The organism is Tunturibacter empetritectus (assembly GCF_040358985.1).
In the GTDB taxonomy this organism is placed as follows: Bacteria; Acidobacteriota; Terriglobia; order Terriglobales; family Acidobacteriaceae; genus Edaphobacter; species Edaphobacter empetritectus.
In genome coordinates, this window is sequence record NZ_CP132932.1 from 121,859 (window position 1) to 134,314 (window position 12,456).

Here is a 12,456-nt window from a genome sequence, read left to right on the forward strand (position 1 = left end):
CTCCCCATCACGCTACGTGGAGACATAACTCTTGAGGGTAACTTCGGCTGACAAATCGTAGCTTGACAGAAGTCTTGCTGTGCATGTACGCAGGTTTGCGTAAACATTACAGTTTACGTATAAAATTCTTGACAATTCCGCTGTCGTTCTTTTCTCCCGATGCCAACAGACGGGTTCGCCACGCAAACTTGCCGTGCTTTTTAACGCAGCGTTTGCGGGTTAACAGGCTTCGCCTCAACACGATGCTTGATCGCTAAAACCCTGATTCAGGAGAGCCACATATGTTGTATCCGCTTTTCCAACGCACCGTTTCGCGCATTGCCTAGAAGCCATGGTATCCGGTTGCCTGCTTACGATGCAGAAGTATCGTATTGTCGAAAGATCGGTATCACACTCAAGAGGCGCTAATGAATCATTGGTTCTCTACCTTGCTGTTCCTAGCTGTTCCGGCAATCTCACTGGGACAATCACTGCCACTCCAGAGAAACGGTCAAAAGATCACGATCGAGCCCTATGCGCCAAACATCGTACGTGTCACATTGAGCATGATTGCCCGAGAGGCCGCGATTGGTCCAGGTTATGGCTTCGTGGCTAAGCCGGAACAAACTGGCTGGATACACACCTTGCGGGGAGATGGTGCCGACGTCTACAAGAGTCAGCGAATGACCGTGATAGTTGCTCCGGAGCATCAACGGAGTCCAAATGAAAGACTCCCGGATACCGCAAAGTTCTTTTCAGGCTCTGTGCCCGGCACAGACATTTCTGTCACATTGCCGGACGGTTCCTCGCTCACTGAGATGAATGGCTGGCAGATGGCTGAGTTGAACCAAAAAGACGACACTCTCAAGAATGCGCGGGGTATAAAGGCGGAGGACCTGCCACTTTACACCGTCGGCGCAAGTTTCCGGGCAGCCGACGACGAGCATTACTACGGTCTGGGTGAAAATCAAGAAGGCTACCTCGACCACCGGCAACGCCCTATCACATGTGTGGCTAATTATCTCGCCCCTGCTTCTCCATCGTACTGTGTTCCGTTTTTGGTCACAAATAAGGGGTACGGAATCGTATGGGACAACCCATCGTCCACAACCATTTATCCAGCCTTTGACGGCGAAACAAAATGGACATCGACGCTCGGCAGAAGAGTTTCGTTTTTTGTCATCGCGGGAGATACCACCGACGAGATCTATGAGGGTTATCGGCTGCTTACAGGCGCGACACCGATGCTGCCAAAGGCGGCATACGGTTTCATTCAGTGCAAGCAGCGTTATAGCTCGCAGGCAGAAGTGCTCGCCGTAGCCAAAGGCTATCGCGAACGCCATCTGCCCTTGGATATCATCGTCGTGGACTGGTTCTATTACACGCAGATGGGTCAGTATGACTTTGATGCCCAGGCATGGCCCGATCCTGTGGCCATGAATAAGCAACTACATACTGACAACGTCGAGTCGATGATTAGCGTGTGGCCACGTTTTGCGCCAGGGTCGCGTTATTACGACTTCCTTTTGAACAAAGGCTGGTTCGAGCACTACGCAAGCGGACTTCCGGTGACCGCCGACGAGCCGGCACCGGGCAAGCCAGTTGACGGCATGCCATACGATAAAGCAGGATCAGACATCGATACGACAAACCCCGAAGCAGCCACTTGGTGGTGGAAACTGATTCGAGACAATATCGCTGCAAAAGGTTTCGACTTCTTCTGGGCCGACGAAACCGAACCAGACCTTCCGCCTGACGGAGCTTACCTGAGCATCGGTCCAGGGACACAGTACTTCAATGTGTATCCGTTATCGCACACCGGTGCGATCTATGACGGCATTCGCCGGGACAAGCCGCAACAACGTTCTCTCACGCTTTCGCGGGACGCTTATCTCGGAGCCCAGCGAAATGGCACAATCTTCTGGTCGTCGGACATATCGCCCACATGGGATACTTTGCGGCGCCAGATTCCAACTGGCCTCAATACCGCAGCCTCCGGCATTGCCTACGCGGGTAACGATATCGGTGGTTGGCAAGATCTTCCCTACAGGCATACTCCGTCTCATACACCACTCATTGATCCCACAAGCGCGCGCAATAATGTGGGGCAATACGATGATTATCCGGAGCTTTACGTACGCTGGTTCGAATATGGAACCTTTCTCCCAACCATGCGCACACATGGTACTCGACGCTACAACGAGGTCTGGAGTTACGGAACCGAGGCCCAGCTGATCCTTGAGAAGTATCTGAAGCTGCGGTACACGCTCATGCCCTATATATACTCGCTAGGCTGGTTTACTCATCAGACCGGCGCACCGTTCATGCGGGCGCTGTTCATGGATTTTCCACATGACAACAAAATTTCGAATATAACCGACGAGTACATGTTCGGTCCTGCGTTGCTCGTCGCGCCGGTGGTTGAGCAAGGAGCCAGCACCCGCGAAGTCTATCTCCCAGATGGTGCCGACTGGTACAACTTTTGGACGAATGAGAGATTGCATGGCGGCCAAACACTTACTGTGAACGCTCCTATCGACACTATTCCGCTTTTTGTGAGAGCTGGATCAATCCTACCGTTGGGAGCTCCAGTCGAAAGCACGCATGGTCAGCAGGCGATCGCAAAGGTGAAAGTGTACCCCGGAGCAAATGGAGAGTTCACGCTTTACAACGATGACGGCACAACCTACGCCTATGAAAAAGGAGACAGGCAGATTACAACTCTCAAGTGGGACGACGCTACCGGCAAGCTGAAACAAGAAGGCGCCAATGCTTGGAACGAAAAAGAGACTGGTCTGATTGAAATCGTGCACTAAGATTCTCGTTAATTTAATCGTTGCCATAATTTGTCCCCACCGCGTAATACCATCCATAATGAGAACCGGCCCGTTGTAGCTGATGGTGGTGAGGCCGGAACGCTTCGGGAAGTCTATGTCACGATTTTAGATTTTGAAAGGAAAGGCGCCTGTGTTCGCGAACCAGTCATATTGAAGCGTAGTAATGGTTGAAGGGTCGCTGTCCGAATAACGGCCCACCTTTGCGGCGTGCTTTCGCTTACCTATTGGTAGCGGTAAAGTAAGTCTGAGTGTGATGCGATCCAGCCGTGGCAGTGTCAGCGATTGGAAAGTCTGTCGGTAGATTTCAGTGATGCGCGCACCTCACACGGGGATGAGTAAGCGGCGCAGGGATGAGCCCGTCGAGATTCTCTCTCATTTGTTTAGGCTTTTTCTTTTCTCTTTAGGGGTGTCCAAGGGGGTGTTTCTCTTTTCAGAGGAAGCGAAGCGAGATCATGAAAGCAGACGTTTTTTTGATCCAGCCGAAGAACTTCCCTGTCGGAATCCGATTTCCGCTTGCCGATCACGGTTAAATGAGTGACTCGGCGATTTATTACAACTGAAAAGACCGCCACATTCCAGTTTGCCGACTATTCGCAAATTGACAGTTGCCTTGTTAGCACAAGGACCTTTACCAAGGCTGATGAGAAGAATGTACTTGCAGGACGCGACATAGGGATTCACGCGCGAGGTCCATTCCTGAATCAAGGAGTCCGTTTAGCCATTGTGGCGAGCAGCTTGGGCCGCGCATCTGGTTTCGTCCATGGGCAGGTTGCAATACAGATTCCGCAGGATGCCGCCTCGGCAAAATAGGGGATGCACTTGTCGAAGTCTACATACCAGCGTTCCACACCACGGACCATCTGCTTCTGTTCCAGGATGGCACTGGGAGGACAGGCCCTGGTACATGCCTGACAGCTTTGACAGAAGTCATCAGCTCCAAAGCGGATCGGAGCTGTTGCGACAAGGGGCATGTCGGTTGTAACGCCCGCGAGACGAACGCCTGCCCCAAACTGTGGACTGATCAGAGAACCGTGCTTGCCCAGCTCACCGAGACCGGATGCGATTGCGGGTGGGACGAGCAGCAACGCATCAGCCATTGGACCTGGATACGGGTGTGCGTCGTATCCTTGCGAGCGTATCCAGTTCGCAAGTGCATAGGACGATCGTGTGCCTCGAGCGTATTGATCGCCAACGTCGCTCACTCCGATCCCATTCGTCTCATCCGAAGGAACCTGTCGAAGGCGTTCGTAGTTGTGTGCGAGCGCAAGTACGATGACCCACGGCTCTTCGATTGTGTAACTCTCGAAGACATACAGCGGATCCATCGCTGCAACGCCGACTGCATCGGCTTCGTGAGTGAGCGCAAATGCCTTCATCTCAGATGCAAGCTGCTCGGCAGAAGCCACGTTTCGTTGTTCCGCTATGGGACAGAGCTCTGGGTGATTGTACGCAGCAGCAAAGGCCTCCGCTGCACCGGGACAACGGCGCGAGCTCTGCCGGGCGACAATTTGCAAATCGCCGTACGGATGCTGGTTCGGCGGATGCCAGAAGAATGGGGAAGCTCTGCGAACGGCAGTTTCGCCGACCCCATTGATTGCATTACCAGACACTCGCAACAGTGCAAGAGTCTCCGGACTCGGAGTGTAAGGCCTGCGTCTAATGCCGTCCAAGCTAGCTTTTTTTGACATCATTCACCCGGCGGTACAACGGCAGTCTCAACTTTGCGCTCCGACTTCAGGCGCCTTCGCAGGCAGATATTCACGGCTCATCGAGACATACCCTTCCTGCGCGGTCTTCTTGCCTCGCTGCCGATACAGCTCTTCGTCGCGCGGTTGCCATGTATCCAGACCATCGACGTACCGGTTGTACATGCAGAAGGCTGCTGCAATCAGAACCGTGTCGTGAATCTCCATATCTGTCGCGCCTTGCTCCCGAGCAGCTTCTATGTCGTTCGCCGATACCTGCTTACCGCCCTTCTGCACCTTCGCTGCGATCACCAGTAGCGCCTTCAGCTTCTCCGAGATGTCCGCCCCGTGAAAGTCAACCTTCACACGCTTCACCAGTTCGTGGTCGTCGTTGAGGCAAGCAGCCGCGATAGAACCATGAACGGTCTGGCAGAAATAACAGTCATTCAGATATGAGACATAGGTCGCGATCAATTCGCGGTCTCCCTGCGGTAGAGAGTTCGGCGCGTGCAACAACGCCTCCGCGAGTTCATTGAGAGGCTTGGCGGTCTCTGGACGAAGCGCCATCGCGCTGCGTATACTTTGCAATCCTTCTGGCAATTTAATGTGCGGCATAGGAGTTCTCCAAAATTTATATGCGAAAAGCATACGCCATAAATCACGTCCCGAAATAGATGGAGTCCGTTCTCCACCTTATGAAGGATGACAGATTGCCATGTGATCTATAGGATTCGCGTCAACCGCAACCACATTATTTGTGTATGCCTTCCTTGTCTTCAGGCCGTACGCAAAACCGGTTTTCTACATTTTTTGGAGGCTCTATCCGATGCGCCTGTATTCCCCGGTTGGAACTATCGCTTGCATCCTGGCTTTCGGTTCATCGTTGCATGCTCAACTGCCCAGCGGCTCGATCGGCGGGATCACGAGGGACTCGAGCGGCAGGCTCATCCAAGGTGCGCATATAACCGCGACCAATGAGCGGCAAGGCACCACACGAGAAGGTGCAACCGGCGCGGACGGCTCCTTCACGTTGTCGAATCTTGAACCTGGAAGCTACACGGTTGTACTCGCCTCCACAGGATTCGCTGACGTGCGCTACAGTAACGTCCAGATCGAAGCTGGAAAGTCCATTACGCTGGATACGACGCTGAGCGTTGCTGCTCAGACGAGCACGATCGATGTCAACAGCAATAGCAGACGGGATGTTGATCTTACGCAGTCCATGATTCAGGGTCAGATCACATCGCAGACTATTGCGAGTATTCCGCTGAACGGCAGGAACTTCCTCGAACTTGCCTATCTGGTGCCAGGAAACCGTCCCGCACCCACTTTCGACCCGACGAAGACCAACACCCTCGAAGTAAGCTCAGCAGGCGGATTCGGTAGAGGTGGCAACATTACTGTCGACGGCGGAGACAACAACGACGAGGTGGTCGGAGGAACACTCTCTAACTTCCCTGAGGATTCGATTCAGGAGTTTCAGATTGCGACCGCGAGATTCACGGCCGAAGTCGGGCGATCAGGCAACAGCATTATCAATATCGTCACAAAGACTGGAACGAACAAATATCACGGGTCATTGTTTTTCTACGAGCGCAATCGCAATCTGCAGGCACTGCCGGCGACATTCGACCGTTCCCTTCCCACGCCGCCATTTGACAGAGAACAGTACGGCGCAACGCTGGGTGGTCCGATCCGGAAGGAAAAGGCATGGCTCTTCACGGGTTTCGAATACCGCGACCAGAACGCAGCGCTCCAGACCGGAACGCGTAACTTCACGACCTCTCAAATTCAAAACACCTCTGCTCCCTCTCCACTTCGTGAAGCACTCTGGTCGACTCGATACGACCAGCAGTTAAGTGCGAAGAACACTCTGATGGCTCGATATTCCTTCAATCGTTCGACGGATACCGGCGAGGCCACACCCTCCCAGACCACACCCTCCTTCACGTCAGCGGAACGTCAGAACTCCCTCAACCGATTCAACTCGCTCGTTGCAGGACTGACAACTGTTCTCTCGCCCACCCGCATCAACAACTTTTCCTTCCACTACGACAACTTCTATAACGACATTCCGCCCTACTCACCCAGTGCGCCCACTACGAATCCGCAATTGAACCTGACGAACGAACTCATCTTTCCTGATATTGCAGATGGAGCAAATTTCAATCTTCCACAAGCCACTTTTCTGAACCGATATCAGTTCGGCGATGCTTATTCCTGGTCTTTTGGGAAACATGCTCTCCGGCTCGGCGGTGAATTTCAGCACTACACCGCGCACGGAGAGATCAACGTCTTCGGCACCGGCACGGTAATCCTTACGACCAACTTCGCCTTTGCTGATTTGAACGGAGACGGCAAAATCAACGATCTTGATATTCCGGAGGCAGTCGGAATCAAGAGCAGCGCGCCTGTCACGCCGGTGCCGATCCCGAAAGTCTTCAACGGTTACCTTGCGTTCTATGCCCAAGACGACTGGCGCGTCCTGCCCCGGCTGACTCTCAACCTTGGCCTGCGCTGGGAGTACGACTCCAACCTCACCGGGACCTCCAGCGCCCACGACCCCTGCCCCAACTTGACTACGGTGCCGACGAACCCATGCACCTGGATGGCGAACGTGATCGACCTTAAAAAGTCACCCGACATGAAGGACTTCAGTCCTCGCATCGGCTTCGCGTACGATCCCTTCGGCCTGGGCAAAACAGTTGTCCGCGGCGGCTACGGAATCTACTACGACCGCATCATTCTTGAAAGTGGCGCCGAAGAACTCGTGCAGAACGACCGCGCCCTCACCGTCACCCAATACGCCGGATCGTACTGCGTCTCCCCCTTTGTGCCTGGGCCGCCCAGTCTCAATGCATGCTTTGCTCCCCAAGCGAGCTTCGGCACAGGCAGCCCCAGCCTTGCAGCGCCATTCAGCGGCCCCCATCAGACAGGCGGAGTTGGCATGATCGGCATGGGCCCCGACTCCCATCATCCTCTGGTTCAACAATTCTCTCTTGGCTTTCAGCAGCAGTTTGGCGACAGCTGGGCTATGTCAGCAGACGGGCTGCACGTCTTCGCAAATCGTCAGTTGAATGGCCATCTGCTTCGCAGCACCAGTTCAAACTCTCCCTACGTTTCATGCCCGGGCAACAACGTGCCCTGCAGTTTGACCGATCCGCTCAGCGGAATCTCCGACAACATCACCCTTATCGAGTCCAGGGCAAAGTCCTGGTACGAGGGCCTGATCCTTAGTCTCCAGCATAGGCAGTCGCACCTAAGCCGCATAGGATATCAATACAACATCAGCTATACCCTATCGAAGACACTCGACTACTCCGACGACGATCAACTCACCAACAGCAACGCCAACGAGCAGGTCAATCTCGTCGAAGGAATCAACCAGCCCCAACTCGAGAAGGGATACGCCGTCACCGATGAGCTGAATCGAATCACCCTCTACGGAGAAGTGCAGTTCCCTTGGCAAATCTCCTTCGCGCCGATCTACACCTTCGGGTCCGGCGTGCCTGCCGACACTTTCCTACCGGGGACCGCCATTAACGGCGCAAACGGCTCTCGCCTCCCTCTCATCTCTCGTAACTCCCTCGGTCGCGAGATTAAAAACAGCAATCAATTGAACGCTATGATCGATAAGTGGAACGCTCTTCCCGCGTGTCCCGCTACGTTTCCTTGCCTTGCGGGAGGACTCCTTCAGCACGTCCCGGGAAACATCAACTTCTTCAGTCCATTCAGCTCTCTCGACTTTCGGTTGCAGAAGCAATTCAAATTCAAGGAAGGAATTAGCCTCAACCTCATTGGAGAAGCATTCAATATCTTCAACGAAACGAACATCCGTGGCACCAGCAATAAGAACTATGCAGGACGAAGCATCTCCATCGGCCCTTTTCAATCGGCGCAAAACGGTCAACCCGCTCAGACAGTACAGTCGAACTTCTACTCCGCAGTTACGACCGCAGGAGGGTTCTTTGGCTCTGGCGGACCTAGAGCATTTCAGCTTGCCGCAAGATTGGAGTTCTAATCATGATCATGCGGGAAGGCCAAAAACTCGCCCTGGATAAGTTGCTTCCTATCCAATCGACAAACCTACCGATCGTAAACGAGAATGACGCCCCACCAGAGGTTGAACGCCTCTACATGAGGTTTCGCACCGACTTCGGCAGGCCACGCGTACCGGGTATTCTGCAGTGCTTTGCAACCCATCCGCCTCTATTGGAGCACATGATGGGTCTCGCACAATCCATGCTTTTCGTAGACGGCGCACTCGATCGACGGCATAAAGAGTTGATCGCGACGTTTGTCTCCTCTCTGAATAGTTGTGCTTATTGCGCTGACAGTCACGGGTTCTTTCTCCGTACGAATGGTGGCTCGCAAGAACTGCTTACAGCAGTAATGCAATGTGAGGTCGATTCCAAGGAGTTTACTTCGCAACAGGGATCCCTTCTTCGCTTCGTGCAAAAGATCACAGACGATGCGCAAAGCGTTTCTCGCGTCGACATCGAATTACTACACGACTCTGGTTGGACTGATCTGCAGATTGCGGAAGCCATCCATGTCACGGCGCTCTTCGCCTGTTTCAATCGGGTTGTGAATGCGTTTGGGCTGCCCTCGCAGGATCTGCTTTCCATGTACGCAAATGCTCCTCAGGAAGAACCCGGATCGTCCGAAGCGCCAAAACACGGGAGCAACGATTGAGCGACAAGGTTATTTTGAAGCTCCAGGACGATGAGAGTTCCATTAATTACCAGGGATGGAAAGTGGCGATGGCCGCCTTCGTCGGAGTAATGGTGAGCTTCGCTCCCATCGTGCCTTACACGTTCAGCCTGTTCCTGAACCCCCTGCATGCGGCATTCGGCTGGCAGCGCGAAGCCATCTCCGGCACCTTCGCCTTGGCAGCGATCACTGTAGCCGTCGTCTCTCCCGGAATCGGTGTTCTGCTTGACCGTCTTCCGCCGCGCCGTATTATTTTGCCCTCAATCGTAATCTTCGCGCTAGCGTTGGCGTCGCTCAGTAGACTCGGTCCGAGCATCCAACGTTTCTACCTGACTTACTTCGTCCTGGGATTAGTTGCCAACGGCACCGCCCAATTCGCCTATACGCGCACCATTCTTACCTGGTTCAACCGGCGCCGCGGGCTCGCACTCGCTCTCCTCCTTACCGGCAGCGGTGTAGGGTCCATTCTTATCCCTCCGCTTACGCAATGGGTAATTGATCACCATGGCTGGCGCGACGCCTATCTTATGCTCGGTGGAGTTGCGTTGCTTAGCTTGCCGGTCACCGCTCTTCTCGTACGCAACAGGTCTGTGCCGCAGCGAGTGGATGAAAGCCCAATGTCCGGCGCGACCGTCGGATCGGCACTCCGCACCGCACCCTTCTGGATACTTGCCTTCATCATCATGCTCTCGGCCTTCGGTGAAAATGGCCTGGTAACAAATCTCGCGGCCATGCTCACCGAACACGGCATCACCGTCCAGGCCGCTGCCCTTGCCCTGTCAGTAAAGGGCGGTGCAGGTATCATCGGCCGATTATTTACAGGCTTCTTGATCGACCGATTCCCCGCGCAGAGAATCCAGACCGGTATCCTTTTGCTCTCCGCCGCCGGCACGCTCGTCCTTGCCTTCTCGGGCACCTCGGCCATGGCTCTTCTGGGGGCGGCCCTCCTTGGCATCGGACTCGGAAGCGAAGCGGACGTCGCACCCTACCTGCTGGCACGCTACTTTGGGCGGAAACACTTCTCTGTACTCTACGGCCTTACATGGACCGCTTACGCGATTGGAGGCGCAACCGGCCCCATGGTGGTGGGACATTTCTACGACCGCGCTGGTTCCTATCAACCGCGCTGCATTGTCGGCTTGGCATGCACCACGTTACTAGCCGCCGGACTCAGCGTGTTCCTCCGAAGCGACCGCAATCCATATCACGCAACTGATATCAGCCTGGCCTCGGCCAGCATTTCGTTGGAGAAATAACCATGCCGCATAGTGCAGTTCTTAAAGACATGCCAGCGATCACCGCTGGTTGTGCCTTTCTCCGAAACTCGTGGACGAGGCGCGCCAACACCGCTTCGCACTCACGACACCGTACTCTTTACCGTAGTTTTCTCGATCTACAACCGCTACGTCGATGGACTGCAGACGACGGCGCGCGATGACGTGATGTGACGATAGGGATAAGCCCATGGATAGAGACGGCGAGGCCGAAGGTGGTTGGATTCAGTTGAGAGATCTCGGTAAGCTGCGATGTGGTGTCGGCGATGACTGCGTTGTCAAGGCCAAATAGGAGCCGCCCAGCACTCCTACGATCGCTGCCTTCTCAAGATAGCGATTCAAAAGTGATCTCGAAGCCGATTGCTACACCTGGGATGCGGGCGTGGTAAGACGATTGCCCGTAATCGGTGAGATCTTCCATGCGGTAATTTGACCTTCGCCTTTTACGCTAGCCGTAATATCGGGTGCGGTCTTTGCGCTGTAGTAGAAGCGACTAGTATAGCCCACGCGTTCGCTTACGATTGATTCGATCACTGAGCCGTCTACGAAGATATGAATTCTCGGCTCATCCGTCGGTTCAAGGGCTACCTCGTGTCCCGCCACATTCAACCTATGCTCCACGCTCGAGTAGCTGATGTGGAGAAGCTCGGCAGAGTTGCTCGCCAGGGTTAGCTCAAAGCTTTTTCCCTTGACGCCTGAACATATCACCTCTCCGGAGGCGCCCTTGAGCACCGCCCTAGCTCCCGTTGCCGACTGCTGTTTTGGAACGGCACCTGCACGCAAATGCCTCGATTCCGGGAGCACGCGAAGGCGAAGAGAACCATCTTTGTCGAGATTCATGACACGCGCCAGACTCATCATGCCGGACCATCCGGCCTCGCGCATTGCAGCCTCCGGCCGCCTCTCGGGGATCCATCCCCATAGGATCCTGCGGCCATGCGCATCAAGCTGTGTTTTCGGCGCATAGAATGCGTCCAGATCGAGCAGTCCCGTTTTAAAGCTTTGGAACTTCATCGTGACTTGATCGAGCACGCCGGATTGCCAGAAGACCTTGCCTTCGGTCGAGTAGATCAGTACATGGCCGCCATCGAGCGCGAAGAACTCGGGGCACTCCCACATCTCACCACTATCGCATGGATTCGAGGCCGGTTTGCCGTTCCACAATCCGCTGGACAGCGGATGCATGTACTCCCACGCGTTCAGATCCTTCGATCGGTAGAGCAGAACGCATCCACCGATCTTGGCCACTCCCGCCCCGATCGTCATGTAATACCAGTCGCCTTGTTTCCACACAGACGGATCGCGAAAGCCGGTGATCTTCATGCCCTCGGGGGGAAGCGGCACAACCGGTTGCGGGTTCTTGGTCCACTTGATGAGTTGCGGATCGTCGGACCACGCGAGACACTGCGACTCCTGAATCCTGTCCTGGCCGTCGCGAATCGTCGCGAGCTTGGCTGTGCTCACCTTCGTTCCGGTGTAGACGAAGTAGACACGCTTGCCGACCTGCAGCGCCGATCCGGAGAAGACTCCAAAGGAGTCCGGTCCGTCGGGAGTAGGAGTGAGTGCAAGCTGAAGATGAGACCAGTGCAGCATGTCATTGCTTACCGCGTGATTCCAGCTCATATTGCCCCACGTCGGACCCTGGGGGTTGTACTGAAAAAACATATGGTACTGCCCGTTAAAGTATACCGGTCCATTGGGGTCGTTCATCCAGTTTCTTGCGGGCAGCAGATGAAACTGGGGGCGCATAGGGTCAGCCGCAAGAGTGCTTGCGGGCATCTCAGGGCCTCCTGCCGGTAAGGCCGCCACGAGCTTACCTGGCAACAGAGTCATTGCGGTCACCAGGCCGCCCGATGACAGAAAAGCACGACGGCTCGTGAATCTTCCAGACGGTTGTTTCACTAACAGCACTCCCTCACAATTCGCGTAACTTTGTGAATGCAAAAATAGCTTTTGCAGAAACGATAG

Annotated in this window: 7 protein-coding genes; 4 read left to right on the forward strand and 3 right to left on the reverse strand. The window is 54.6% G+C overall.

Annotated features, from left to right (window positions below):
* The first annotated feature begins 407 nt into the window (after positions 1–407).
* Positions 408–2,795, forward strand: a complete 2,388-nt coding sequence (locus RBB75_RS00390) for a TIM-barrel domain-containing protein (RefSeq protein WP_353069186.1) — start codon at positions 408–410, stop codon at positions 2,793–2,795.
* Between the two features lie 722 nt (positions 2,796–3,517).
* Here RBB75_RS00390 and RBB75_RS00395 read toward each other — a convergent pair.
* On the reverse strand, positions 3,518–4,222 hold the full coding sequence (locus RBB75_RS00395; RefSeq protein ID WP_353069187.1) for a 4Fe-4S dicluster domain-containing protein: 705 nt from the start codon (positions 4,220–4,222) through the stop codon (positions 3,518–3,520).
* Between the two features lie 309 nt (positions 4,223–4,531).
* Entirely contained in the window at positions 4,532–5,068 is a 537-nt protein-coding gene (locus RBB75_RS00400) for a carboxymuconolactone decarboxylase family protein (protein ID WP_353069188.1), read from the reverse strand.
* Positions 5,069–5,327: 259 nt separating this feature from the next.
* On the opposite strand from RBB75_RS00400, the gene RBB75_RS00405 reads away from it, so the two are divergent.
* Genes RBB75_RS00405 through RBB75_RS00415 form a run of 3 tightly spaced genes read left to right on the forward strand, consistent with a single transcriptional unit; the run spans position 5,328 to position 10,470 of the window.
* Positions 5,328–8,522, forward strand: coding sequence for a TonB-dependent receptor (locus tag RBB75_RS00405; protein WP_353069189.1), 3,195 nt, complete (start codon positions 5,328–5,330; stop codon positions 8,520–8,522).
* A 2-nt stretch (positions 8,523–8,524) separates the two neighbouring features.
* On the forward strand, positions 8,525–9,196 hold the full coding sequence (locus RBB75_RS00410; RefSeq protein ID WP_353069190.1) for a carboxymuconolactone decarboxylase family protein: 672 nt from the start codon (positions 8,525–8,527) through the stop codon (positions 9,194–9,196).
* Complete coding sequence (locus RBB75_RS00415; RefSeq protein ID WP_353069191.1) at positions 9,193–10,470, forward strand: MFS transporter; 1,278 nt, start codon at positions 9,193–9,195, stop codon at positions 10,468–10,470. The genes RBB75_RS00410 and RBB75_RS00415 overlap by 4 nt, the downstream gene beginning before the upstream one ends.
* A gap of 381 nt (positions 10,471–10,851) precedes the next feature.
* On the opposite strand, the gene RBB75_RS00420 is transcribed toward RBB75_RS00415, so the two are convergent.
* A complete protein-coding gene (locus RBB75_RS00420; protein WP_179638549.1) occupies positions 10,852–12,267 on the reverse strand; it encodes a glycoside hydrolase family 32 protein in 1,416 nt (471 codons plus the stop codon).
* Between the last annotated feature and the right edge of the window lie 189 nt (positions 12,268–12,456).